The 26,582-nt window shown below is 43.8% G+C and carries 17 protein-coding genes; 7 read left to right on the top strand and 10 right to left on the bottom strand.

All coding sequences use genetic code 11. The features are described 5' to 3' along the window. Window positions 1-80: 80 nt before the first annotated feature. The 8 genes from FRX45_RS08820 to FRX45_RS08785 all read right to left on the bottom strand — a co-directional run bounded on the left by FRX45_RS08820 (window position 81) and on the right by FRX45_RS08785 (window position 12,058). Window positions 81-3,260 (bottom strand): efflux RND transporter permease subunit, encoded by a 3,180-nt coding sequence (locus FRX45_RS08820; RefSeq protein WP_152268055.1) that lies wholly within the window; start codon window positions 3,258-3,260, stop codon window positions 81-83. Window positions 3,261-3,459: 199 nt separating this feature from the next. After that, complete coding sequence (locus FRX45_RS08815; protein WP_152268054.1) at window positions 3,460-4,551, bottom strand: efflux RND transporter periplasmic adaptor subunit; 1,092 nt, start codon at window positions 4,549-4,551, stop codon at window positions 3,460-3,462. A gap of 112 nt (window positions 4,552-4,663) precedes the next feature. Beyond that, window positions 4,664-5,110, bottom strand: coding sequence for a hypothetical protein (locus FRX45_RS08810; protein WP_152268053.1), 447 nt, complete (start codon window positions 5,108-5,110; stop codon window positions 4,664-4,666). A 202-nt stretch (window positions 5,111-5,312) separates the two neighbouring features. Next, a complete protein-coding gene (locus tag FRX45_RS08805) occupies window positions 5,313-5,909 on the bottom strand; it encodes a DUF420 domain-containing protein (RefSeq protein WP_226805131.1) in 597 nt (198 codons plus the stop codon). A gap of 45 nt (window positions 5,910-5,954) precedes the next feature. Continuing rightward, window positions 5,955-6,554 (bottom strand): SCO family protein, encoded by a 600-nt coding sequence (locus tag FRX45_RS08800; protein ID WP_226805129.1) that lies wholly within the window; start codon window positions 6,552-6,554, stop codon window positions 5,955-5,957. A 119-nt stretch (window positions 6,555-6,673) separates the two neighbouring features. Next, a complete protein-coding gene (locus FRX45_RS08795; protein WP_152268052.1) occupies window positions 6,674-7,321 on the bottom strand; it encodes a T9SS type A sorting domain-containing protein in 648 nt (215 codons plus the stop codon). A gap of 204 nt (window positions 7,322-7,525) precedes the next feature. Beyond that, a complete protein-coding gene (locus FRX45_RS08790; RefSeq protein WP_152268051.1) occupies window positions 7,526-9,802 on the bottom strand; it encodes a hypothetical protein in 2,277 nt (758 codons plus the stop codon). Window positions 9,803-9,835: 33 nt separating this feature from the next. Further along, window positions 9,836-12,058 (bottom strand): hypothetical protein, encoded by a 2,223-nt coding sequence (locus FRX45_RS08785; RefSeq protein WP_152268050.1) that lies wholly within the window; start codon window positions 12,056-12,058, stop codon window positions 9,836-9,838. 225 nt (window positions 12,059-12,283) lie between these two features. Here FRX45_RS08785 and FRX45_RS08780 point away from each other — a divergent pair, with 225 nt between their 5' ends. The 3 genes from FRX45_RS08780 to FRX45_RS08770 all read left to right on the top strand — a co-directional run bounded on the left by FRX45_RS08780 (window position 12,284) and on the right by FRX45_RS08770 (window position 17,436). Further along, window positions 12,284-15,319, top strand: coding sequence for an amidohydrolase family protein (locus FRX45_RS08780; protein WP_152268049.1), 3,036 nt, complete (start codon window positions 12,284-12,286; stop codon window positions 15,317-15,319). A 39-nt stretch (window positions 15,320-15,358) separates the two neighbouring features. After that, window positions 15,359-16,666, top strand: coding sequence for an amidohydrolase family protein (locus FRX45_RS08775; RefSeq protein WP_152268048.1), 1,308 nt, complete (start codon window positions 15,359-15,361; stop codon window positions 16,664-16,666). A 128-nt stretch (window positions 16,667-16,794) separates the two neighbouring features. Next, entirely contained in the window at window positions 16,795-17,436 is a 642-nt protein-coding gene (locus FRX45_RS08770) for a SanA/YdcF family protein (protein ID WP_152268047.1), read from the top strand. Between the two features lie 78 nt (window positions 17,437-17,514). On the opposite strand, the gene FRX45_RS08765 is transcribed toward FRX45_RS08770, so the two are convergent. Next, window positions 17,515-18,405, bottom strand: a complete 891-nt coding sequence (locus FRX45_RS08765) for an AraC family transcriptional regulator (protein WP_152268046.1) — start codon at window positions 18,403-18,405, stop codon at window positions 17,515-17,517. Window positions 18,406-18,569: 164 nt separating this feature from the next. Here FRX45_RS08765 and FRX45_RS08760 point away from each other — a divergent pair, with 164 nt between their 5' ends. The 4 genes from FRX45_RS08760 (at window position 18,570) to FRX45_RS08745 (ending at window position 25,394) form a co-directional block, all read left to right on the top strand. Beyond that, window positions 18,570-20,057, top strand: a complete 1,488-nt coding sequence (locus tag FRX45_RS08760; RefSeq protein WP_152268045.1) for a glycosyl hydrolase family 39 — start codon at window positions 18,570-18,572, stop codon at window positions 20,055-20,057. Between the two features lie 17 nt (window positions 20,058-20,074). Continuing rightward, a complete protein-coding gene (locus FRX45_RS08755) occupies window positions 20,075-21,502 on the top strand; it encodes an arabinose isomerase (protein ID WP_152268044.1) in 1,428 nt (475 codons plus the stop codon). Window positions 21,503-21,705: 203 nt separating this feature from the next. After that, a complete protein-coding gene (locus FRX45_RS08750; RefSeq protein ID WP_152268043.1) occupies window positions 21,706-24,762 on the top strand; it encodes a glycosyl hydrolase in 3,057 nt (1,018 codons plus the stop codon). Then, window positions 24,762-25,394: a hypothetical protein gene (locus FRX45_RS08745; protein ID WP_152268042.1), complete on the top strand. Its 633-nt coding sequence runs from the start codon at window positions 24,762-24,764 to the stop codon at window positions 25,392-25,394. Before FRX45_RS08750 ends, FRX45_RS08745 begins: the two co-directional genes overlap by 1 nt. Window positions 25,395-25,420: 26 nt before the next feature. On the opposite strand, the gene FRX45_RS08740 is transcribed toward FRX45_RS08745, so the two are convergent. Then, window positions 25,421-26,566 (bottom strand): TolB family protein, encoded by a 1,146-nt coding sequence (locus FRX45_RS08740; RefSeq protein WP_152268041.1) that lies wholly within the window; start codon window positions 26,564-26,566, stop codon window positions 25,421-25,423. Window positions 26,567-26,582 lie beyond the last annotated feature (16 nt).

The following is a 26,582-nucleotide window of genomic DNA, read 5'->3' as shown; positions in this document are numbered from 1 at the left end:
GATGTGTAATTAATTTTTTTTACAGATAAAAACAGGGTGCGGCCCCGGCATCACAGTGGTCGTGCCACAGATGCTGTATGTTATTCTTCTTCCTGCGCTACCTTAAATTTTAAGGAATCTACTTTGAGTTTCATTTTCTTTTTCAATCCTAACTTTTCCTCTATGCCTGCAAAAACAACATACAATCCCGGTATCAGGATAATCCCTAAGAGCGTTCCCGTAAGCATGCCACCTGCGGCCGCCATGCCGATGGAACGGTTGCCCAGTGCCCCTGCACCGGTTGCAATACAAAGAGGAATAAGCCCGGCAATAAAGGCAAAGGAGGTCATTAAAATAGGTCTTAGTCTTGAGGCGGCTCCTGCTATAGCGCCTTCCAGTATGGATGATCCCAGCTTTTTTCGCTGGATGGCAAACTCCACAATAAGAATAGCATTTTTACCTAGTAAACCGATAAGCATCACCAGCGCTACCTGCGCATAAATATTGTTTTCCAGCCCTGCTAGTTTCAATGACAGAAAAGATCCGAAGATTCCCGCGGGCAGCGAAAGGATAACAGGCAACGGCAGCAGGAAGCTTTCGTATTGTGCAGCCAGGATGAGGTACACAAACACTAGGCAGATGATAAAAATATAAAGCGCCTGGTTACCCGAAAGGATCTGTTCCCGGGTCATACCCGACCATTCATAATCGAACCCTCTTGGAAGCACTTCTTTGGCAGCGGACTCTACTGCTTTAATGGCATCACCGCTGCTTTTTCCGGCTGCAGCGTCGCCATTAATGAGTGCAGAAGTATACATATTATAGCGGGTCAGCTGCTCCGGCCCATATACCCTTTCCATTTTGATAAAGGTGGAAAACGGCACCATTTCACCATCTTTATTTTTCAGGTACAGCTTAAGTATGTCTTCAGGACTTGAGCGATACTGGGGATAAGCCTGCACCATTACCTTGTACATTTGGCCAAACCGGATGAAATTGGTGGCATAATAGCTTCCCAGCAGTGTTTGCAGCGTGTTCATGGCATTTTCAATGGTCACACCTTTTTTTGCGGCCATGTCCTGGTCTACATGAACCATATACTGGGGAAAGTTAGGATTGAAGCCCGTGAAGGCATTGCTTACCGCTCCCGACTTTACGGCCGCGGCAATCACATCATTGGCCACTTTTTGCGTTTGCTGCAGATCTTCGCTGCCGGTTTTGTCCAGAAGCCGGAACTCAAATCCGCTTGAATTGCCAAACCCGGGAACGGTAGGCGGTGGCAGGAACTCAATACTGGCATCGGTAATATGTTTCGTCTTTTCCTCCAGGATTTTAATAAGATCGTCCACGGATTCCGACCTTTCGTCCCAGCTTTTCATATTGATCATGGCCATACCGTAAGAAGCGCCGGACACTTCGGTGACGAGGCTATAACCCGCAAGGGTAGAAATATTATCAACGGCATCCAGGTCCTGCGCGGCTTCCTGCACTTCATCCAGCACTTTACCGGTGCGTTCAACAGTAGAGCCTGCAGGGGTAGTAACGTTTACATAGATCATACCCTGGTCTTCGGTAGGAATAAAGCCCGACGGCAGCACAGCACTGCTGCCCCATGTAGCCACAAAGAAAACGACCAGCAGGCCCATGGTTACCGCTTTTCTGCCTGCGAGGTATTTTATCAGGTGCTGATAATTGCCCTGCGTGCTATTGTAAGCTTTATTGAACCCGGAAAAAAAACGCTGTACGGGGCTTTTCTTTTTTTTCGTTGCCGGTGCAGGATGCCGCAGCATCAGCGCGCAGAGCGCCGGGGTAAGCGTTAAGGCATTGATGCCCGATATTACGATAGCAATGGCAAGGGTCAAGGAAAACTGCCTGTAAAAAACACCTACCGGCCCCGACAGGAACGCTACCGGTACAAAAACGGCCGACATGACCAGTGTAATGGCCAAAATAGCGCCAGTTATCTCTTTCATGGCGGCAATCGTGGCATCCATTGCTCCCATGTGATCTTCCGTCATTTTTACATGCACTGCTTCCACCACCACTATGGCATTGTCTACCACAATGCCAATGGCAAGCACCAGTGCAAAAAGTGAAAGCAGGTTGATGGAAAAGCCCAGCGCCAGCATAAAGGCAAGGGTACCAATAAGTGCTACAGGTACAGCCAGTGCAGGAATAAGCGTGGAACGGAAATCCTGCAGGAACAGAAAAACCACGATAAACACCAGCACAAAAGCTTCCAGTAATGTTTTTAATACCTCGCTGATGGAAGCGTCGAGAAAACGCGATACATCATATGCGAAATTGTAATCCATACCGGGTACAAAAGAAGATTCTTTCAGGTCCGCCATGCGCGCCTTAATGTTACTGATCACCTCTCTTGCATTAGACCCCGGCCGTTGTTTGATCATAATAGATGCCGAGGCCCTACCATCTGTTTTGGAAACCATGCTGTAGCTGAGCGCACCGAATTCAACCCCGGCTACATCCCGTAGCCGGAGTATCGACCCATCTTCATTTGCACGTAAAACAATATTTTTATATTCCTCCGGCTCCGAAAATTTACCGGTGTAGCGCAAAACATACTCCAGTACATTGGATTGCTTGCCCGAGCCCTCACCGGTTTTGCCGGGAGCGGCTTCCACATTCTGGCTGCGGAGGGCTGCAATCACTTCATCTGCCGACACATTGTACGCCAGCATGCGGTCGGGTTTCAGCCAAACCCGCATGGCATAATCCTTTGCGCCCATTATTTCAACGAATCCCACGCCATCAATGCGCTTTAGTTCTTTTAGCACATTAATGTCGGTGAAGTTAAAAATGAACTGCTCATCCATCGTGGTGTCTTCACTCACGATATTGAGATAAAGCAGCATGCTGTTCACCTCTTTTTCCGTTACAACGCCCGCTTTTATCACTTCTTCGGGGAGTTCATCCAGCACGGTGGTTACCCTGTTCTGCACATTTACCGCTGCCTGGTCGGGATCCGTGCCCACTTTAAAAGAAATGGTTATGAGGGTTACTCCGTTGTTGCTGGTCACCGTATTCATATAGGTCATGCCCGGCACCCCGTTAATTGCCCTTTCCAGCGGCGTGGCAACCGCATCGGCGCATACCTGGGCATTGGCGCCTGTATATCTTGCTGTTACCGTTACCGAGGGTGGCACAATATCGGGGAACTGTGTAATGGGTAAGTTAAACAGTGCCAGCACGCCCAGTAGAGTAATGATCAATGAAATAACCAGCGACAATATGGGTCGCCTGATAAAAGTTTCTATCATAAAAGAGGTTGTTGTACAGATCGGTTTTTAAATGGTTTTTGGCATCCAGGAATAAAAAGCAGGGGCTTTACCTCATTGTTTTAAAGCAAACATCCTACAGCCCCGCTTTGTCCTAACAGCCTGGCTTGCTCCATCCGGTCGTCGGATGCGCAGCAGGGTCTGTATGATCCATCATTCTGTTGCTATGCAGATTTGGCCGTTATGATTGTCTGTGTATAAGAATGGGTTGTATGCGGGCACCTTCGCGGAGACGCTGTACGCCCTCGTATACGATTTTATCTCCCTTGTTCAGGCCCTCCTTGATAATATAAGATTGCGCTATTCTTGCCTGTGGCACCACGGTTGTCATTTTCACCGTATTGTCGGCGTTTACTACGAATACGTAACTTTTATCCTGTATTTCAAATACGGCTTTTTGGGGGATGATCAAAGCATCGCCGGCATTGATCGTAAGTCTTACTTTACCCGATGCGCCATGCTTCAGCAGCCTGGAAGGGTTGGGAAACCTTGCCCTGAACGCGATAGAGCCCGTGCTTTCATCAAATTCACCTTCCACGGTTTCAATTTTCCCCGAATAAGGATATGCTGTTCCGTCGGCGAGCAGCAGGCTGATATTGTTGTTCCTGCTTTCTGTTGCCGTTTTCCGGTAGTTCAGGTATTCATTTTCCGAAACATTAAAATAAGCGTATACTTCATGATTGTCTGAGATAGTGGTGAGCAGGGCGCCGGCATCAAGCACGCTGCCGGCTTTAAACGGGATGCGGTTAATAATGCCATCGAACGGAGAATGTATAAATGTATAGGAAAGGCTGGTTTCCGCTTTCTTTTGAGCAGCCATCGCTTCTTCCACCTTGGCCTGTGCAGCCTTATATTTGGCTTCCGCCATATCCTTTTCGGTAGGCGATACGATTTCTTTCGCTAATAAGCCTTTTACCCTCAGCAGCTCTACTTCGGCGGTTCTTGCTTCGGCTTCGGCATTGTTTACATTTGCTTTTGCTTTGGAGAGCGCAATTACAAATTCCTTGTCATCTAACTGGAAAAGAGATTGTCCTTTCTTCACTACCTGTCCTTCATCTACAAATATCTTATTCAGAAATCCCTGGACCCTGGTGCGGATCTCTACATTTTTCACCGCTTCAATGCTCGTTACATAATCATGGTGCAAGGAAGTGTCTTTAAGCGATACTTCTATAACAGGCAACTGGGGCAGATCTTTATTATCCTGAACATTTCCCTTAACCGAACATCCTGCCATAAAAATGCCGGCAAGTATATACCATATATTTTTCATCCTTTAGAGTTGTATTTAAAAATGAATAACACAAACCCGATCTGCTGACGGGAATTAAAATGAATTGTGAACAGTAAGCAGCATGCAATAACGCATGAAATGATTCACAACCTCAAAAAGGGGTAAGTCTGAAAATAAAATTATGACGTTGCAGAAGGGGAAGCCTGCCTGCGTAGGAAGCTTCAGGAAAGTCGTGTTTTGCAATGAGCACCGGCTGAACTTCAGGAATACCGGGTGGTACAATGAAATGCTGGAAAAAGCAGGCGTTTATCCTGTTCTTGGAATTAAAAAAATGTGCATTGAAGCCGGGCTTTTCATGATCGGGAAGCTTGTCCTGCAATCCTGCAATATCTTCCAGGAGCAGTTCAAGCATGGTGGAAGGTGTGTTGTCATCCTGTTCATAAACCGCATTCCAGTCACCGCTTTTAAACACGGGATAGCTCAGATGAACGGCATTGTCTTCCGCCCGGCTCGCAGGTAAAAAGGTCATGATATTCAAAAAGCCAAGAAGCAGGAAGCAGGCTACAGTTCTCCTTTGTTTTCTTAAATGTTGAATCATGACTTAGGGAAATTGTTTGTTGAAATGCAGCAGTGCTGTATACTGCCGCAGGATTTATAACTCGGTTATTTCAGGTTAAAATCAATTGTTGCAAAGATAAAGTCCGCTATAAAAAACGAATGAATTAAAGGTTAAAATTATTGAAAAATTGAAATTGATTTATGTCAATTTATGCAATTGGAAATCACCAGAGGGCAGTATATTAATAGTAAGGACTTATCAATAAATACACCAGTACACCTGTTACAGAAACATACAGCCAAACCGGCCAGGTAATGCGTGCAATTTTTTTGTGCCGGGGAAATTCTGCTGTCAAACCCCTGTAAGCGGTAAATAAAATAAAGGGTAGTATAATACCTGCGAGCGGGATATGCGTACCAAGAATAATATAGTAGAAGATCCTTAGCGAACCGGCTGCCGATTTTTCCGCATCGCTTACCAATCCATCATGGTTTAGGTCGCCAAACCTGGTTTCGCCAGCAAACAAATGATGGCAGATATAAGAAACGAGGAACAGCACGGAAAGAATAATGGCGCCCAGCATTATTTTTTTGTGTAAAAGATAATTGCGGCGTTTTACTGCAATAAGGCCGGCAATGAGTAAAATGGATACAAAGGAGTTTATTAAAGCATTTATTAAAGCAAAAACATGCACATCAAACCCCAGGTTCGCCTCTATTTTTATTTTGCTTAACAATACGATTGCTGTAAATATTACAAAGGAAACAACACCAATCACCAAACGGGCTAATTTATCATTCTTTGTTATTTGGGGCTGAAGCATGTTCTCTGCGCTCATCTCTGTTATGCCTGATGTTTTATTATTATTAATTTTTAAAAAGCCTTAATTTCCAAAAAGCCTTCGTTTTTTCTTTTTATCCTTTTCCAGCATAAGCAATACCACATCGCTGGCTAATTTATTCAGGTGAATGCTGTCCATACCATTATACCAGCCCCGCACTACCCTGTCCTTATCCAGGATAAAAAAATATTCAGTATGAATAAAGTTGGTATCTACTTTAGTGTCGGCAATATTGGCCTTGAATTCTTTTTTTGCAATATCATATATTTCCTCCTTGTCGCCGGTAAGCATCCACCAGGTATCGTGATTGATACCATATTTATCCGCATATTTTTTTAGCTTTTGAGCCGAATCCCTTACAGGGTCAACACTAAACGAAAGGAACCTGACGATGGTATCTGTTTTGTTGAAAGCATCCTGCAGGCGTTTCATATTGCGGGTTAATGTTGGGCAAATGCTGGGGCAGGAAGTAAAAAAGAAATCAGCCACTATAATTTTCCCCTCTAAATCGCTGAGGGAAACCTGTTTTCCGAGCTGGTTGGTAAGACTAAAGTTCCTTACTTTATGCCAAATGGTGTCGGAAGTGGTTTTGCCGTAAGACGTATTGTTTTGTACGCTGTCGTAAAAAAAGCGCTTTGGCATAACTACAGCTTGCGCACTAAAATGTTTCAGGAGAAAATAACAGGTTAAAGGGAGCAGGCCTGCTAATACAATTGCCACAAAAGACTTCTTGATCATCATATCCGGCAAAGATAGTTCTTCTATTGTTTTAGAATTCTTTTGGACTCGTTGATCGTGGCGCCACGGATGCTTAAAATATATTCTCCTTTGGGCACGCTGTACATATCTAATATCTGCTGCATATAAGCCGTGGTTTTTCTGAGTTGGTAGCTTCGTATATTTTTGCCGGTCATATCATACAAAATGCAGGAAATTTCACCCAGCCCTTCATCATTGATGATTAGCGAAGCATTGTTAAATACGGGGTTGGGCATAACAACCACCTCCGCCTTTGGGTGTCGGGGCAAATAAATTTTTTGAACGGCGGAAAAAGTTTTTTTCCCGTTTCCTGCCAGTCGTGCTATCCTGTAAAAAACGCTGTCCTTTATAGAGACATGATCGGTATACTGATAATTTGCCTCGTTAGCACCTAAAGAAGACCCGGTTTTGTACAGGGGTTGAAAAGCAATGCCATCGGCAGAGCGTTCAATAATAAAATGAATATTGTCTCCTCCCTGCTGCACAAATCCCCACTTTAACTGAACTGCATTTTTATTCAGAAGCTCAGCTTCAAATGAGCTAAACTGTAAAGCAGTTGGGCCGGTTTGGGACAAGCCGGTAAAATGAGCGAGCAGGCAAACGATACCCGGCAAAAGTAAAAAAGATATATTGCGGACCAGGGGGCTCATACAGACATTATTTCGCGTTTGGTACTTATGAGAACATTCAATTATTTATAAACTGAACGGGGAGTGAGCAAAACGCGAAAATTGTGCCGATGGTATAAAAGAATATATAAAGTTTTATTAAAACGGTTATGGGTGAACGTTATGTTGTATGCATGCACCGGTGAAATCAATACAAAAAGGTGATGTTTCGAAACTTTTTCCGCTTTATTTCTTCTCCGGCGCCCTGATCACTTCAAGGTATCGGCCCATCCAGTAAGGCAATAAGTAAGTATCGCCGGCGCCCTGCTCGCTATGCCCTTTATACTGCACGTCTAATGTAAAGAGATTCCGGTTGTGTTTCTGTTCCGGCCGTTCATCGGGAGGCAGCACTTCCGTGGTGGTTTGCCCCCGGAAATTTTCTTCCATATATCTGATGTCTGCGCGATGACTGTTATGCATTGACCATTCGATCATATCCAATGGCATTTCTTTTAAATGCCAGATGCTTTCCTGCAAATTAAAATCGCCGGCGCCGGTAAGGGCGTAGCAAAAATTCCAAAGGGCGTTTTTGTCAGGCTTTTTTATTTCGTAGTGATCCCGTATGGCGCTCCGGTATTGTTCTTTCAGCGAGTCGTCCAGCGCATAAGGATACAAACCCCAGTAAGCGAGGAAGTACATTTCATCATCCGAATGGTTCCATTCTGCCGACAAGGTTCTGCTCCAGGCGTCCGCTTCAGGAGGTGCCTTTCCTATGGCTGCAAAAGGACGCGTTAAATTTTTGAGGTATCCGTGCCGGTACAGAAGATCTTCCGCAACTTTTCTATACTTTTCTTTCCCGGTAAAATGCCAGGCGGTTTGCAGAAAAGCGATAATGTTGGAAGAATATAATTTTCTGTCGCCCACCATTTCCGGGAAACGGTTCACATATTCCGGATGCCAGATTCCCCATAACGTAGCCCTTCCGTCATGATCAACCAGCCGGAGCTGATGGTCAACAATATGTGACATTAGCCCGTCCATTAATTGTATGGCCCTCTTCTTTATCCCTTCATCATCCATATATTGGGCCAGCAAGGTAAGTGCAAACATTTGTCCAACGGTTTGATCGCTGCTGGGCGCGCCTTTCCAGTCCCACTCCGTATCAGCGGCATGCCTCCAGCTAATGGTGTTCTGATAACCGGGGTACCAGTAATGCTGCAGGTAGGGACGATACTCATTTTTGAAAGGCATTATACCCCGCCGCTCAAAGGAGCGGGCAAAAAAACCGGGAATATCATGTATTGTATACAGCCTCTCCATTGCTTCAAAGGATTCGATACAATTTTGCTTCGCTTCCGCTTGATGAGTAACCAGGTACCTGAACAACTGGCCGCCGAGGTACATGGCAGTCCAGAGATTATCACTGTCACGTGGTTTTAGTGTGGCAGTGGAAAGATCACCATCCTCCAGGTTCGCCACATCACAATACAAACCATATCGTATATGTCTAAGCCTTACCTGTTTGTCGTAAAAAGCCGCTTTTTCCTCCAGGGTCATCTGCATAAAGCTGATCTTTCCCAACCCGGCGCCCGTCAGCACCAGCACGCTGCTTCCATCACCTTCAGCAATATGCTTTACATCATCTGAAGGGAGCCACCGTTTAGATGTGTAGTAATTGAATTTGCCATCGTCTTTCAGCATGAAAGCGCCTTTGGCGGAACCAAACCATAAACTCCCATCTATTTCAGCAACAGCGGTAAGTTCCGTCGAGGGCAGCATTCTGTTCACCCCGCCTTTTTGCTTGCCGGTAACTGCATCTATAACGATATAACCGTTACGGGTACCCACCACTATCTCCTTCCCGCCGTTGGACAGGCTAAAGCAGGTAAGACTGTCTGCTGCAAACAAGGAAGTAGAGCTTTTATCAGCAGGCGAAAAGGAAAATATTTGCGCAGGGGTAAGCACCAAAAAGCGATGCTTTACGCTGTCGGATATGATATCCAATACCCGCTCCGTGCTTTTGCCTTCCCACAGCACCTGCGCGTCTTTAAGATATTGCAGGGCACTGCCATCCGATATCAGGAAATCAAAATTACTGCCGCCGGAAAAAATACTGGCGTTGGCAAGACCGTGTTTTATATACACCCTGCCAGCCCATGCATTGCTGAGCACGGCTTTATCATCAAGGTATACCAGTTGATGCCGGTATATACCCATGGCGCTGATCTTCTTATCCTTCATAGGGTGGTAGCTGTCATCGGGCACCAGCGTTCCGGGATAAAGCATGGCGCCGGAAAAGGGATGCAGCAAACCTTTGGAAGAAAGGACCTGTATAACGCCATTGCGGTCGGCGTACGCTTTGTATAGATTAATGCCACTGTCGGCTATATCATATTTAATGCTGTAATCCTGCAGGTAGGGCACATCGGTATATGCCTGTTCATGCTGATCTTGTTCCGGCTTTTCCTGCAAACAGGAAACCAATCCCAGGATAGCTATGCATGCCGGTAACCATTTTTTCATTTGCCGTATTTTAAACCAGCTTAATGATGAGGTTTATTTATTGGCCGGCGCATTGATCACCTCAAGGTATCGGCCCATCCAGTAAGGGAGCAGCCATATGTCACCGGCGCTATACTCGCTGTTGCCGTTGCGTCCGCCATTCAAATCAAACCTGTTGCCATTATGCCTGCTGATATCCAGTTCATCCGGTGGCAATACTTCTTTGGTTGTTTGCCCGCGGAAATTGGGTTCTACCAGCTCTATATCTTTTCTTTCACTATTTTGTACCGTCCAGCCGATCATATCCAGGGGATACTCCTGTAAATACCATACGGCTTCCTTCAGATCAAATTCTTTTGCACCGGTAAGCGCGGTAAAAATATTCCAGGCGCCTTCTTTCTCGGGTCTTTCTACCTCCCAGTGATCAATAATGGCTTCTTTATATTTTTCTTTGAGGGTATCGTTGAAAGCATAACGGTACAAACCCCAGTATCCCAGGAAATACATTTCATCGTCTGAATGATTCCACCCCTGCGACAACATTTTACTCCAGTCGTCTGCATCTGCAGGTGCTTGGCCAATTTCTTTCATGGGACGCATCAGGTTTTCGAGGTAACCATGCTTGTTCATCAACTCAAAGGCCTTTTCCTTGTAGATCTCTTTTTTGGTAAAATGATATGCCGTTTGCAGCATGGCAATGATATTGGATGAGTTGATTTTTCTATCGCCTACATTTTTTGGCCTTGCATTTACATATTGCGGATTCCATTTCCCCCAGAGGGTGGGTTTCCCATCCCAGTCTACCAGGTAAAAATCATTATCCACAACATGCTGCATCAGTGAATCTATCAGCGCTACCGACTTCTTTTTTATATCCTCATCATCTACCAGTTCTGCCAGGACGGCAAAAACAAAAATATGACCAATAGCCTCGTCACTGCTGGTGGTTGATTTCCAGTCCCACTCAGGATCGGGTGCAGGGATCCATTTTTCGGGGTCGTGGAGCTTATACCCTCTCCTTTCATATGAACGTGCAGGGAAACCCTTTACAGGATTAACGGAATAAAGGCGTTCCATGGCGTCCAGCGATTCGCGGCAATTTTGTAAAGCTTCCGGTGATTTGGTAACCGCATAGCGGAAAGCCTCTGCGCCGAGATACATAGAGGTCCATAAACCATCATTATCCGAATCTTCCATATGACCTGTTCCCAGGTTCCCGTCTTTCATACCGGCGAGCGTAGCATTAAAGCCGTTGCGGATATGCCTTTGTCTTACCTGTTTATCAAAGAAAGCGGCCTTATCTTCCAGTGTCATTGCTGTAAAAAAGATTTTCGCTAATCCTGCATCGGTCAAAATGAGTACGTTGTCTTTTCCGCCTTTAACGATTTGCTTTACATTATCGGAGGGGAGCCATCGTTTGGAAGCATAGTAGTTGAACTTACCATCTTCTTTAAGCATAAAAGCCCCTCTTTTTGAACCGAACCAGAGTTTGCCCTCTATTTCCGTAACAGCAGTAAGTTCTGTCCAGGGCAGCTTCCTGTTTATTTCTCCCTTTTGTTTTCCTGTAGATGCATCAATAACGATATAACCATTATGGGTACCTGCCACAATATCTTTTCCATTATTTGCTATGGTAAAGCACGTAAGACTGTCTGCCTTAAACAGGGTGGTATAATTTTTGTCTGCAGGCGAAAAAGAAAATATTTGTTGGGGGGTAAGCACTAAAAAAGCGTGCTTTGTGCTGTCATATACAATATCAAGTACCTGCTCACCGCTTTTGTTTTGCCAAAGCGCCTGTGAATTTTTAAGGTATTGCAACGAACTTCCGTCAGAGATTAAAAAAGCGAAATCATCCCCTCCGGCAAAAACAGCGGCATCGGGTAAACCATGTTTGGAATATAAATTTCCCGCCCATGCATTGCTGAGTACGGCTTTATCATCGAGGTATACAAGTTGATGCTGGTATAAACCGATGGCGGCAATCTTTCTATCCTTCATGGGCCGGTAAGTGTCATCGGGCACAAGCGCTCCGGGATAAAGCATGGCTCCTGAAAAGGGGTGGAGCAAACCTTGGGAAGAAAGGATTTGGATAACGCCGTTACGATCAGCGGAAACTTTATATAATATAGTACCGGTGTCTGTTATATTATATTTAATGCTATAATCCTGCTGGTAGGGCTGATCGGTATATGCAGTTCGTGTATCGGAAATCTTCTTTTCCGAGCATGAAAAAAGGGAAATGAAGAGGACCAATGTAAATAATAATTGCTTTCTCATTGAAATATGCGTAAATATTAAAAATGTTATGCATGAAATTTTGACCTGAAGGTTTATTTCCGGGCTGGCAAGGGATTTTTCAAAAAAAGGTTACAGGAATACGGGGATAGGAGATCAGGCGCTGCTTTTGATACTCATTTAATATTTGTAAAGCATAGACGGACGCCCTAAAAAACAATTTTAACTTACCTTTCAACCTCATATATTTATTTAAAACATCTGCTGATGAAAAAATTAATTTTCTCATGGTTTTGCTGTGCTGTAATGAGCGGAGTATATGCGCAACAAACCTTTCCGGTAAACGGTGTTGCCGATGAGCGGAGCGGGACCTATATTTTTACCCATGCTACTATAGTAAAGGATGCGCAAACCACTTTGCAAAATGCATCACTGCTCATACAAAAAGGAAAGATCATTGCAGTTGGAAATGATATTGCTGTTCCCAAAGATGCCATTGTGGTGGATTGTAAGGGAAAATATATTATTCCTTCATTTATTGACCTGTACAGCGATTATGGTATACCCGCGCCCCGGCGCAGTGGGGGCGGGTTCAGTTACAGCGCTCCTGCACAGTTAACTTCCAATACAAAAGGTGCTTATGGCTGGAACCAGGCCATTAAGGCGGATGCAGACGCTGCTGCATTGTTTGAGGCGGATAATGATAAAGCAAAAAACTTCAGGGATATTGGTTTTGGTACGGTGCTAACGCATCGCAAGGATGGTATTGCACGCGGTACGGGAACATTGGTTACCCTGGCAGATAAAAAAGAAAACCTCGTTATTGTAAAAGAAAAAGCATCAGCCCATTATTCTTTCAGCAAAGGGACCTCTACTCAAAGCTATCCTACCAGCCTCATGGGCGCAATTGCTTTATTGCGCCAAAGCTACCTTGATGCGGCCTGGTATAAGAGCAATCCAACTGCCGAAGGCGTAAACCTCAGCCTGCAGGCCTGGAACAATAACCAGCAACTGCCGCAGGTATTTGATGCCGGCGACAAGTGGGCTGATATACGTGCAGACAGGATCGGGGATGAATTTGGCGTGCAGTATATCATTAAGGGAGGCGGCAATGAATACCAGCGCATAAAAGAAATAGCGGCTACCAAAGCTGCATTTATTTTACCCGTTAATTACCCGCATGCAATGGATGTGGAAGACCCCGATAATGCCCGCCTTGTTTCACTAAACGATTTAAAACATTGGGAGATGGCGCCTGTAAACGCCGCTGCTTTTGAAAAGGCGGGAATTATTTTTTGTTTGACACCGGCCGATTTAAACGACCCCAAACAGTTTTTGCCCAATATCCGCAAAGCCATTGATAACGGGCTGAGTGAGCAGAAAGCATTGGAAGCATTAACCAAAACACCGGCAACCCTGTTGGGTGTATATGATAAAGTGGGCAGCATTGAAGCAGGCAAACTGGCCAATTTTTTGATTGCTTCGGGGCCCATATTTAAAGAGCAGTCCATTGTTTATCAAAATTGGGTGCAGGGTGAAAAATATACGGTACAGGATGCGGAGTGGAATGATATAAAGGGAATATATACCCTTGTATTGCATTCCGGAAAGGGAGATATTAATTATACTATTGACGTTAAAAATGCACGTGCTGCCAATATCATCAATACCGATACGCTCCCTGTTAAATTCAGTTTTAACGGCAAGTTGGTAAGCCTGGGTTTTAAACCCAATAAAAAATCAAAATCGGTTATACGGCTGAGCGGCGTGGTAAACGATGATAGTTCATGGAAAGGCAATGGTGCCGATGCGGATGGCAACAGCCTGTTATGGACCGCCCTTTTTTCTAAAACAACAACTATAAAACCAGATACCGCCGCGGTTCAGCAGGACTTACCGATGGCAAAGATTACTTATCCCTTTGGCAGTTATGGCTGGGATGAATTACCCAAACAGGAAACGCTGCTTTTTAAGAGCGCTGCGGTCTGGACCAGCGAAGCAGAAGGAAATTTAGAAAATACGGATGTGCTCGTAAAGGATGGAAAGATTGTGCGGATAGGTAAAAATATTTCCAATGTTTCCGGAGCCAAAATCATAGATGCAACAGGCAAATACCTTACGGCAGGTATTATTGATGAACATTCGCACATCGCTACTGTTTCCATTAATGAAGGAGCACAGTCCGTTACCTCGGAAGTGCGGATAGGCGATAACTTAAATCCCGATGACATCAACATATACAGGCAGCTTGCCGGGGGAGTTACAGCTTCGCATATACTGCATGGCTCTGCCAATACCATTGGGGGGCAAACGCAACTGATAAAACTGCGCTGGGGTGCAGATGATGAAGGATTGAAATTTAAAAATGCGGATCCTTTCATCAAATTTGCATTGGGTGAAAATGTAAAGCGTACCACATCACCTGCCAACAACCGTTTCCCCGATACAAGAATGGGCGTGGAGCAGGTGCTCACCGATGCTTTTCAAAGGGCTGTTGATTATGAAAATGCGTTGAAAAAGGCTTCCGTCGCTACAGGAAAAAAGAAGCAGGCGGCAAATCCTTTTGCTGCGGTAAGAAGAGATCTTGAGCTGGATGCGCTGGTGGAGATCATGCATAAAAAAAGGTTTATCACCTGTCATTCTTATGTACAAAGCGAAATAACCTATACCATGCGGGTGGCAGAAAAATTCGGTTTCCGCATTAATACCTTCACACATATATTGGAAGGATATAAAGTAGCGGATAAAATGAAAGCGCATGGCGCGAATGTATCCACTTTTGCAGACTGGTTTGGTTATAAAATGGAAGTGGCTGATGCTATTGCCTATAATGCGGCCATAATGCAAAAAATGGGATTGAATGTTTGTATCAATTCGGATGATGCGGAAATGGCCAGGCGCCTGAACCAGGAAGCCGCCAAAACAGTAAAATATGGCGGCGTAACGGAAGAAGAAGCATGGAAGATGGTTACCATCAACCCTGCCAAAGCCCTGCATGTTGATGACAGAACAGGAAGCATTAAAACCGGCAAGGATGCCGACCTGGTATTATGGAGCAACAACCCGCTGAGCATTTATGCCAAACCCGAAAAAACAATTGTAGATGGCACTGTGTATTTTGATCTTGAACATGACCTGCAATTGCGGCGTACTATTGCTGAAGAACGTAACCGTATTATTCAAAAAATGACCGCCGAAAAAAAATCGGGAACACCCGTTGCAGCATTTAAGCCAAGCACTTATATAACATTGAGTTGCAGGGATGATCATGGTGATGAGGATGAGCAAAATAATATGCAATAGCAATCATTCCCTTTCATTGCTCCATTTTAAAAAAAAAGTATGACAAAAATATATTTCCTGTTAGCTATACTTTCTTTCGCGCTGTTTGCACAGGCGCAGGACGATGTGTATCCCGCAAAAGAATATAAAGGATTATTGTTTATTACCAACGGTACGGTGCATGTGGGAAACGGGCAGGTAACAGACAATGCTACAATAGAAATAAACAATGGAAAGATCGTTCGGGTGGGAACAAATATTGCAGTGCCGCAGGGCGATGTGAAAGTGTTTGATGCCAAAGGCAAACAAGTGTACCCGGGGCTCATCCTTCCGCAATCTGATCTTGGATTAAAAGAAATTTCCGGCAGTGTGCGTGGCTCCAATGATTACCGTGAGCTCGGCGATCTTAACCCGAATATCAGGTCTATTGTAGCCTATAATGCGGCTTCTTCCATGATCAATGTATTGAAAGCAAATGGTATATTATTAGCCGGCACTGTGCCCCAGGGTGGAACGATCAGCGGTTCCTCGTCTGTAGTGCAGTTAGATGCATGGAACTGGGAAGATGCCGCGTACGCAACCGATAATGGTATGCATATTAATCTCCCGTCTTTTGCTGCACCCCGCCGTTCTGGTGCTGCTCCGCCAACGCCTGCTCAACCGGAGGATATTGCCCAAAAGACGCTTGAAAAAATTGAAGAGATAAAAAATTTTTTCAGGGAAGCCAGGGCCTACCTGCAGGAAGCTACGCATGCCGCCACCAACCTGAAGCTGGAAGCGGTAAAAGGTCTTTTTGATAAAACACAAAAACTGTTTGTGCATGCCGGCCAGGTAAAACAAATGCTGGTAGCCATTGATTTTGTAAAAGAGTTTGAATTTGATGTTGTTATAGTTGGGGGAGAAGAAAGCTGGCAAATTGCTCCGCTGCTGAAAGAAAACAATATAGCCGTTATATTAAATGCCGAACATAATTTACCATCAACAGAAGACGAAGACTTTGATCAGCCTTTTAAAACGCCGGCTGTGTTGCAAAACGCCGGGGTATTGTTTGCCTTGAATGACGATGCCAGCAATGCCCGTTACCGTAACCTGGCTTTTAATGCGGGTACGGCGGCAGCATATGGGTTGAGCAAAGAAGAAGCATTGAGCGCCATTACTTTAAATGCCGCTGAAATTTTGGGTATTGCCGGCAAAACAGGTTCCATTGAAGCAGGAAAAGACGCCAATATTGTGATAAGTGAAGGAGACATTCTTGATATGCGTACCAGCATTATCACTCATGCATTTATACAGGGACGGGAGGTAAATCTTGCCAGCAAACAAACGCAGTTATATGAAAGGTATATGAGAAAGTATGGGTTTAAATAACGGATCGGGAATGCCGCTGCAATACTGTTAACTACTTTATAAAGATCAGCGGATTCAAAACTTTTTGGGTGTCTTTTTGTATATTGCCAGCACACAGGTCAACCGGACATCATCGTTATTCAACCCTAATGCGTAAAGTCAGGATCATATTCATTTATCTTTCTGTGTTGCTGATTATCTTGCTTCTGGCCATTTTTTTCAGCGACCGGGTTATTACAAATGCGGCCAAAGGAAAATTGTATTCCAGCATAGAAGCTATACCGTATAATAAAACGGGTTTATTGCCCGGCACTTCCAAATACCTTGTGGCAGGCTATCTTAATCCTTATTATACCTACCGCATTGATGCAGCCGTTAGTTTGCTGAGGGCAGGTAAAATCAACTACATTATCATCAGCGGTGATAACAGCAGCATATACTATAATGAACCGGCTTTAATGCGGGCGGATTTATTAAAAGCGGGCATTGATTCATCCTGTATTTATTCCGATTATGCGGGTTTCCGGACTTTTGATTCGATGGTTCGTTTAAAAGCCATTTTCAGCCAGGATTCTGTAACGGTCATCTCCCAGCCTTTTCAAAATGAAAGAGCCATTTACATCGCTTCCAGGGAAGGCATTGCGGCCATTGGCTTTAATGCCAGAGATGTGGGAACACGTGCCGGCTTTAAAGTGCAGGTTCGCGAAAAGCTGGCCAGGGTAAAAGTATTTATTGATTATTTATTTGGAGCAGAACCAAAATTTCTTGGCGAAAAAGTAGATATTCCCTGAAAACGTACGGATACAGGTCATTTATTATACTATAGTGTCGCGTAATCATTCCTGCACAATAGGCCGAACCCCGTCCATTTACTTTCTTTTGCCATGCATGTTGTTTCTGAACTGCACGGGAGAAACACCTGTTTTTTCTTTAAATAATTTTGAAAAATAGTAGGCGGAATTAAAATTCAAATTAAACGCTATTTCTTTTATTGATGTTGAATAATCAGTCAGCAACATTTTCGCTTTTTCAATCTTCAGTTGTAATAAATACTGGTGAGGTGCAATACCGGTGTACATTTTAAAAGCTTTGCGAAACCATGCATAACTTACATTTAGCTCTTCCGCAGTCTTTTCTATTGCCATTTCATGATCTATATTAGTCCTGAAAATAACCCTGGCTTTGTTGATGATGGATTCCGTAATGTCTTCAGGCTCAAATTCACCCTGTTTTGTAAGCGAATGAATTTCTCCCAGCAGATGTACTATTATCCCCGACACCAGCGGCTGGTAACCTGTTTTTTCCGTTTTTGTTTTTTCAATGATTGTTTCCAGCAGGTCAATAATGACTTCATTAATCCCGATGTGTAAAATGGCTTTTTGGGCAGAAAAAAATTGTTGCTGTACAAGATTTTCCATGATCGCTCCTTTATAGCCTACCCAATATTCATCCCAGCCTGTTTCCTGGCTGGGTTTAAACCGGTGCCATTCGCCGGGGAATAACAACAAAACCGTTCCTTCTTTTACCATGTGCTGTTTGCAGCCCGCAGATTCAAAAAGTCCTTCACCTTTTGCAATATAAATAACCTGGTATTCATCCAGTATGCGGCCCTTGTTCCAGTTAAAATAGTGATGGGCAGGATGCTGTATGGAAGGATAAGTTTCATTTTTATTGATCCGGTTACAACCCGTGTTCAAAACATGCAATCCCCAGCTTTCATCTTCAGAGCTGGTAGGCAGGTATTTATAATAATTGATCATGCGGCAAAAAGTATCAGGATATGTATCTGAAATATCAAATTGTGTATCTGCTTTATTTTATTCTATAATACATTCATACCCGGTAAAAAGTTTCTTACAAAAATATCTCACAGTACTCCGTTTGCGCTATTACCTGTATTAAGATAATTTAAACAATACGCTATATGAAAAAAGATCTTTTTTTTGCTGTTCTCCGAATGGTTCTCATTGCAACAATCGTGCTTCTGTCTTTTAAAAATCTTCAGGCACAAAATAATAGCATTTCAATTGATTGGAGCAAAACGATTGTTGTATCCAAAACAACGCCAACCTTACAGTTGGTTGAAAATCCAATGGTGAGGAATAGTTCGCCTATACATAAATCCACTTTTAAGGCATTAAAAGAATTAGGAGCCGATTATGTCAGGTATGTTCCATGGTTTCCCTATCCTAAAATGGCCGTAGCAGAATTAAAGCGGCCAACGGCCAACGAAACCTTTTGGGATTTCACTTACCTGGATAGCACGATGGGGGCTTTTATGGAAGCCACAAAAGGACATTCCGTTGTGATCAATTTCAGTACTACTCCCGCCTGGATGTGGAAGACGGATGCGGATGTAACTTATCCGGATAATGCTTACCAAACTTCCTGGAATTATAATCAGGGAACTGAACTGCGGGATTCTTCTTTGTCTGAGTTAACCCATTATTATGTGCGATTATTTAGTTGGTACACCAAAGGAGGTTTTACCGATGAATTGGGGAAGTTTCATAAATCAGGTCATTACTATAAAATACCTTATTGGGAAGTGTTGAATGAGCCTGATCTTGAACATCACATAACGCCGCAATTGTATACCAGGATTTATGATAATATTGTCCTCGCTTTAAAAAAAATATCTCCCGAAACAAAGTTTATCGGTATGTCGCTTGCTTTCGAAAAAGATCCGGAATGGTTCGAATATTTTCTTAACCCTAAAAATCATAAACCAGGAATTGAGTTAGAGGGTATTTCATACCATTTTTATGGCTCACCGGATAATAATAAGCAACCGATCGGCACCTATCAGTATTCATTTTTCAACCAGGCGAATGGTTTCTTAGACAGGGTACGGTATATAGAAAATATACGCAAACGACTGGCCCCTCACGTTTTTACCACTATAAACGAGATCGGTAATATTCTGTCGCGAGATGGTGTTAACGAGCCTATACCCGATGCATACTGGAATTTATCAGGAGCTATGTACGCATATATTTATCTTGAGCTGGCAAAAATTGGGGTTGATGCAGCGGGTGAATCTCAACTGGTTGGTTATCCTACCCAGTTTCCATCGGTAAGTATGATGAACTGGGAAAATGGAAAACCCAATGCACGCTTTTGGGTACTAAAATTACTCAAAGATAATTTTGGACCCGGTGATAAATTGGTGCAAACACATGCAAACATACCAGGGTTGGTTACACAGGCATTTATTACCAAAGAAGGGAAAAAGCTTTTACTGATCAATAAGCAGCAGGAGGAGATACAACTTCAATTGCCTGCAGGAGCAAATGGTTCCCAAATGAGTTATGTAGATGGAACCACCGGGGAAAATGAACCCGCGAAAAAGCAATTGTCCGGAGACGCTGTCAGGCTCAACGCATTTTCTGTTGCGGTAATTAAATTTTAAATCAGAAATCAAAAAATATGACCCCTCCCCTTAAAATCGGATTGTTTGGAATTGGCCTTGAAGCATACTGGCCGCAGTTTGAAGGATTGGAAGAAAGGCTTTCAGGATATGTGCAGGTTGTAGAAAGTAAATTAAAAGATTTTGGCGCGGAGATCATTAACCTGGGGCTGATAGATACTCCTGCTAAGGCGTTTGATGCCGGGCATCGTTTTCGTTCGGGAGATGTTGATCTTATATTTTTATATGTTACCACTTATGCATTGTCATCAACTGTACTTCCTGTGGTAAAAAGAGCAAAAGTTCCTGTAATCGTACTCAATCTCGCTCCTGAAGCCGCTATAGATTATGAATGGTTCAATGCATTAAAAGATCGTACCCGTATGACAGGTGAATGGCTGGCCTTTTGTTCGGCTTGCCCTGTACCGGAAATTGCCAGTGTGTTTAAACGTTCCGGCATTCCTTTTTACCAGGTTACGGGTATGCTGCATAATGATACAATTGCCTGGCGTGAAATAGAAGAATGGATCGCTGCTGCCAAAGTAGCCAATATCATGTATCATAATAATCTCGGTGTTATGGGCAATTATTATGGGGGCATGCTTGATATTTATTCCAATTTAACGCTGCATTGTGCAGTATTTGGCGGGCATATAGAAATCATCGAAGTGGATGAGCTTTCGTTTATACGTCAGCAGGTAACAGACACGGAAATAAATGATAAAGTAAAAGCATTCCTGGAAATATTTGATGTGCAGCCCGACTGCTCAAAGTTTGAACTGGAGCGGGCTGCACGAACAGCGGCAGCGCTTGATCAACTGGTGAATAAGTACAGGCTGGGCTCAATGGCATATTATCATAAAGGCACAGGAAACCCGCAAAATGAAGATACAATGAGCTCCATTATCCTGGGAAATTCGCTGCTTACCGCCAATGGTATTCCGGTAGCGGGCGAATACGAGATCAAAAACGCCCAGGCCATGAAAATAATGGACAGCTTTGGGGCCGGCGGCTCCTTTACGGAATATTATGCAATGGATTTTAATGACGATGTGGTACTGATGGGGCATGATGGCCCCGGTCATTTGGCTATTGCAGAGGGGAAGATTAAGGTAAAACCTTTGCAGGTGTATCATGGCAAGGTAGGCAACGGACTTTCTGTAGAAATGTCGGTGCGGTATGGAAAAGTAACCTTACTATCGGTAGTAGAAACCATGGATGGTAAATTATTATTCCTGGTTGCCGAGGCGGAATCTGTGCCGGGTCCTATACTGGAAATTGGTAATACCAATAGCCGGTACCGGTTTTCCATTGGTGCACGACAATTTGCAGAGCAATGGAACGTGCATGGGCCGGCTCATCATTGTGCGGCAGGAATTGGCCATGTAGCATCAAAAATAAAAAAACTTGGAGAACTGCTTGGAATTGCTACCGTACAGGTATGCTGAAGAAGAGTTGTCATAGATGAGAAATGTGAGAGATGAATAGTGAATTGTGAATTCACTATTGCCCCGTCCGAACGGCATTGCCCTTCACCTCTATCTTTTCACTTCTCACGATAATCATATCTCCGGGTGGAAACATCAACCGGCGGCAAGCATTTCAAATTAGGAATGGGATGATTTTGAACAATATTTTTAATCGCAAGCTTATGTTTTTACTTCAGAATAGCAAATTGGGAATTGTTTTTATTTCAGCTATTGTACTCCTGTGCTATGGATGTAATAAAAAAATAGCCGGTTCCGATAAAGCGGATATATCGGGCATACGAGCGCTGCGGTTGGGATTTGTAAAGCCGCCTGATGCGGCCAAACCCGGTGTATACTGGTATTTTATGGATGGAAATTTATCGGAGGAGGGAATGACGAAAGACCTTGAGTCCATGGCCAAAGCAGGCATTGGCAATCTTATATTCCTTGAAGTAAATGTGGGAGTACCCCGCGGCAAAGTAGATTTTTTAAGTGACCGGTGGCTTGAATTATTTAAGCACGCCGAAAAGGAATGCCGGAGGCTGAATATTGCTATGACCCTGGGTATAGGACCGGGATGGACGGGAAGTGGTGGTCCATGGGTTACCCCTGAACAATCTATGCAGCACCTGGTTTCAGTAAGTGTAGCGGTATCGGCAAATGAAAACAAAAAAATAAAGCTTCCAATCCCTCCTCCCAGGAAACCATTTTTTGGAGAGGGAGGATTTACACCTCAATTAAAAAAGCAATGGCAGGATTTTTATGAAGATGTTGCTGTGCTGGCATTTCCGCAGCCCACAGTTATTGATAAAATAAAAGACATTGATGAAAAAGCGCTGTACTATCGTGCGCCGTACTCATCCGTTCCGGGTGTAAAGCCTTTTCTGCCTTCTTTTTTTGAGGCTGATGATGTTCCTGCAGGTGCAATCATTTCAAAAAATAAAATTCTGGATCTCACAGATAAATTGCAGCCAGATGGAACATTAAACTGGGAAGCGCCACAGGGCAACTGGACGATCATGCGTTTTGGTGCACGCAACAACGGCGCTGTTACCCGGCCCGCACCTTTTCCCGGACTGGGTTTTGAATCAGATAAGTTTGATACGGTTGCTTTAAATAAGCATCTTGATGAATATACAGGCAGGATCTTCAGGAAGATTGGGAAGCCCGGGAAAAAATCTGCAGGTGGATTAAAATTCCTGCACATGGACAGTTGGGAAATGGGGGCACAAAACTGGACAAAAAACTTTAGAGCGGAATTTATGAAAAGAAGAGGGTATGATCCATTGCCTTTTTATCCCGTGTATGATGGCGTTATTATAGAAAGTCCCGAAATCAGCGAAAGATTTTTGTGGGATCTTCGGCAAACAGGACAGGAGTTAATATTAGAATACCATGCCGGGCAGGTTAAAAAATACAGTCACCGCCATGGCCTGGGTTTATCTATTGAACCCTATGATATGAACCCCACTGCCGACCTTGAACTGGGCGCCATTGCGGATGTACCGATGTGTGAATTCTGGAGTAAAGATTTCGGTTTCAATACTTCATTCAGTTGTATTGAAGCGGTGTCGGTTGCGCATGTAAATGGTCAGTCACTCGTTCCGGCAGAGGCCTTTACAGCCGAAAAAAACGAAGGCTGGAAACAATACCCCGGCTCAATGAAAGCGCAGGGTGACTGGGCTTTTGCAACCGGTATTAACCGTTTTGTATACCATACTTTTCAAAGCCAGGTGCTGCCAGACAGCTTACGCCCTGGTATGACGATGGGACCTTACGGCGTGCATTGGGACAGAAACCAAACCTGGTGGCCGATGGTGGGCGGTTATCACCGGTATATCTCCCGCTGCCAGTTTATTTTACAGCAGGGAAGAACGGTAGCGGATATTTTGTATTTGACTCCGGAAGGTGCTCCGCATATTTTTCGTCCGCCTTTATCCGCACTTACCGGTGAAGAACCGGTACGCGACAGAAGGGGTTATAATTTTGATGGATGTTCCCCGGCACAGTTGCTTACTGCAAGCGTTAAAGATAACCAGATCGTATTTCCCGGCGGAGCGGCTTACAAAATATTGATAATGCCCGATGTTAAAACAATGACACCCGGGTTATTAGAAAAGATCAGAACACTGGTATATGAAGGAGCTATCGTAGTTGGCTCTCCGCCTGTAAAATCACCGGGCTTAACAGGCTACCCTGCTTGCGATGAACAGGTAAAACAGTTATCCCAAACCATATGGGGAGATCTGGATGTGCCGGCTAATGAGACGGAGCGTGTATATGGCAAAGGAAAAGTAATCTGGGGCGCTGGTATAAGCACAAAATCAGATGGTATTTACCCCGCATATGCTGTAGCCGCAAAGTTATTAAACGATATGGGTGTACCGGAAGATTTTGAATGGGCGGGCGATTTGCGTTATACACACCGTACTGCTGAAGATTGGGATATTTATTTTATTGCAAATAAAACGGGTGAGCTTTTAAATACGGATTGTGTGTTCAGGTCTGATAAAGGGAGCCCGGAACTTTGGGATCCTGTTACGGGAGAAATGAGGGCGCTGCCGGAATTTATACAGGAGAACGGGCAAACCCGTATCCCTCTGCAGTTCGAACCTTATCAAAGTTTTTTTATTGTATTCAAAAAGGGTAAAACAACGGTTCACGGAAAAGAGAATTTCCCTGGCTTCAAAAGCCTGATAACATTAAACAATGCATGGACCGTATCTTTTGATCCCAAATGGGGTGGACCGCAAAAAGTGATTTTTGATACACTGCAGGATTGGACAAGCCGTGGGGAAAAAGGAATAAAATACTATTCGGGAATAGCGGTCTATAGCAATAACTTTGATCTTTCAGCGGTGGATGATAAAAGTAAAAACAAACGCATTTTTCTTGATTTGGGAGAAGTTAAAAACCTGGCGCGTGTAAAACTTAACGGAAAGGATTTGGGCGTGCTATGGACTACCCCCTGGCAGGTAGATATTACAAGGGTTGTGAAACAAAAAGGAAACCAGTTGCAAATAGAAGTAGCCAACCTATGGCCAAACCGTTTAATTGGAGATGAGCAATTGCCTGATGATGGCATAAAAAATGGCAAATGGCCCGAATGGTTATTGCAGGGTAAACTCAGAACAGGTGACAGGTATACCTTTACTACATTTAAACATTATACCAAAGATGCTCCGTTACTGAGTTCGGGCCTTATGGGACCGGTAACGATCCGGCAAACTGAATTTTAATGAGAACTCATTTAATCACTATACTGTCTTTTTTAATGCTGTTGGCTTGCCAAAACAGGCAAACGGATGCCCAAAATGAAACACTAACGGATACCGCTGCACTAAAACCTGATACGATTGATTCGGTTGCACGGATACCGGGATTGTCCAAACAAGTTTTAACGGCATTAAAAAATAAAGACTATGAATCTTTTGCGGGTTTTATACATCCTGCGCAAGGGGTTAGATTTTCTCCTTATGGTTATGTTGATACGACAAGTGCTATACTATTCAGCGTTCAGGGATTTCTTGAGGAGGTATCAAAAAAACCACAAACTAAAATTACATGGGGACAATATGATGGAACAGGCGAGCCCATTGTGCTGACCATTGACGAGTACTTCAAAAAATTCGTGTACGATGCCGACTTTTTAAATGCTCCGAAAAACAGTTTGAATGAAATGATCGGGAAAGGCAATTCCCTTAACAATCTTACAGCCATTTATAAGGACAGCGATTTTACAGAACATCATTTTCCCGGCTTCGACCAAAAGTATGATGGCATGGACTGGCGCTCACTTCGCCTGGTATTCAAAAATTATAACAGCAAAATGTATTTGGTTGGCATAGCGCACGATCAATGGACGATTTAGGAATGATGATTGTTTTACCCCGATTGTTATTCCACCCAATCGGCTATGAAAACATTGGTATCTCTTGTGCCGCCATTGTTGCGGTTACTGCAAAAAACAATTTTTTTTCCGTCGGGAGAGAACATGGGAAAAGCATCAAATCCCTTGTCGCGGCTAATTTTTTGCAGGTTGGTTCCGTCTTCATTGATGGTATATAAATTAAAGGGAAATCCTCTTTTGTATTCATGATTGGATGCAAAAATGATCCGTTTGCTGTCGGGCATAAAAGCCGGAGCCCAGTTCGCCTGCCCGTATGCTGTAACCTGCCGGGCATTGCTGCCATCTGAGTTGGCTACCCACACTTCCATGCTTGTTGGCGCTACCAGACTTTCAGCAAGCAGTTCTTTATATTCTTTTATTTCGGCTTCTGTTTTGGGTCTTGATGCACGCCATATTATTTTCTTTCCATCCGGGCTAAACCATGCTCCTCCGTCGTATCCCAATGTGTGTGTAATTCTTTTTTCTTTTCCAGATTGTAAATCCATAATATAAAGTTCTATATCTCCATCCTTATCGCTCGTATAGATCATTTTGCTGCCATCCGGCGAAAGCGTAGCTTCCGCATCATATCCTTTGGCATGGGTAAGTTGTTTTACAATTTTTCCTTCCAGGTCAGACATAAAAATATCGTAGCTATCATACAGCGGCCAAATGTATTTGTTGCCATATTTTTTCCTGTCGGGCACAGGCGGGCAACTGTCTGCGCTGCGGTGTGTTGAAGCATAAATAATATGTTTCCCATCCTTAGTAAAGAAGGGACATGTTGTTCTTCCTTTGCCTGTGCTTACCAGTTTGTATTCAAATTTTTCGCCGTTCTGTTGCGGCACCTTACCTATAAATATCTGGTCGCAGTTCAAGCCGTCTTTTGTATTGGTTCGCTGAAAAATAAGGTATTTGCTATCATAGCTCCAGTATGCTTCGGCGTTGTCTCCGCCAAATGTAAGTTGCTGTATATTCTTAAAATGCTTTTCTTCCGGGTAATGTACAGTGTCGGGTAATGGCTGAAAGTGAGCCGTTGTGGAAATAAGATCTGTTGACGTATTTACAGGAACAGGCCCAGTATATGCGGTTCCGAAGGATGTTAACATCAGCCATATCACAACCGGAAAAATAATCGTATACTTTTTTTTCATTTTTGCCTGTTTATCC

This window comes from Agriterribacter humi, assembly GCF_009192765.1.
GTDB classification, from domain to species: domain Bacteria; phylum Bacteroidota; class Bacteroidia; order Chitinophagales; family Chitinophagaceae; genus Agriterribacter; species Agriterribacter humi.
Note: the sequence above shows the minus strand (reverse complement) of the source record. Positions and strands in the feature narration are given on the sequence as shown.

Excerpts from the sequence above, each read along its gene's own strand:
- FRX45_RS08820 (WP_152268055.1), bottom strand. The coding sequence starts at position 3,260 with ATGATAGAAACTTTTATCAGGCGACCCATATTGTCGCTGGTTATTTCA.
- FRX45_RS08815 (WP_152268054.1), bottom strand. The coding sequence starts at position 4,551 with ATGAAAAATATATGGTATATACTTGCCGGCATTTTTATGGCAGGATGT.
- FRX45_RS08810 (WP_152268053.1), bottom strand. The coding sequence starts at position 5,110 with ATGATTCAACATTTAAGAAAACAAAGGAGAACTGTAGCCTGCTTCCTG.
- FRX45_RS08805 (WP_226805131.1), bottom strand. The coding sequence starts at position 5,909 with ATGAGCGCAGAGAACATGCTTCAGCCCCAAATAACAAAGAATGATAAA.
- FRX45_RS08800 (WP_226805129.1), bottom strand. The coding sequence starts at position 6,554 with ATGCCAAAGCGCTTTTTTTACGACAGCGTACAAAACAATACGTCTTAC.
- FRX45_RS08795 (WP_152268052.1), bottom strand. The coding sequence starts at position 7,321 with ATGAGCCCCCTGGTCCGCAATATATCTTTTTTACTTTTGCCGGGTATC.
- FRX45_RS08790 (WP_152268051.1), bottom strand. The coding sequence starts at position 9,802 with ATGAAAAAATGGTTACCGGCATGCATAGCTATCCTGGGATTGGTTTCC.
- FRX45_RS08785 (WP_152268050.1), bottom strand. The coding sequence starts at position 12,058 with ATGAGAAAGCAATTATTATTTACATTGGTCCTCTTCATTTCCCTTTTT.
- FRX45_RS08780 (WP_152268049.1), top strand. The coding sequence starts at position 12,284 with ATGAAAAAATTAATTTTCTCATGGTTTTGCTGTGCTGTAATGAGCGGA.
- FRX45_RS08775 (WP_152268048.1), top strand. The coding sequence starts at position 15,359 with ATGACAAAAATATATTTCCTGTTAGCTATACTTTCTTTCGCGCTGTTT.
- FRX45_RS08770 (WP_152268047.1), top strand. The coding sequence starts at position 16,795 with ATGCGTAAAGTCAGGATCATATTCATTTATCTTTCTGTGTTGCTGATT.
- FRX45_RS08765 (WP_152268046.1), bottom strand. The coding sequence starts at position 18,405 with ATGATCAATTATTATAAATACCTGCCTACCAGCTCTGAAGATGAAAGC.
- FRX45_RS08760 (WP_152268045.1), top strand. The coding sequence starts at position 18,570 with ATGAAAAAAGATCTTTTTTTTGCTGTTCTCCGAATGGTTCTCATTGCA.
- FRX45_RS08755 (WP_152268044.1), top strand. The coding sequence starts at position 20,075 with ATGACCCCTCCCCTTAAAATCGGATTGTTTGGAATTGGCCTTGAAGCA.
- FRX45_RS08750 (WP_152268043.1), top strand. The coding sequence starts at position 21,706 with ATGTTTTTACTTCAGAATAGCAAATTGGGAATTGTTTTTATTTCAGCT.
- FRX45_RS08745 (WP_152268042.1), top strand. The coding sequence starts at position 24,762 with ATGAGAACTCATTTAATCACTATACTGTCTTTTTTAATGCTGTTGGCT.
- FRX45_RS08740 (WP_152268041.1), bottom strand. The coding sequence starts at position 26,566 with ATGAAAAAAAAGTATACGATTATTTTTCCGGTTGTGATATGGCTGATG.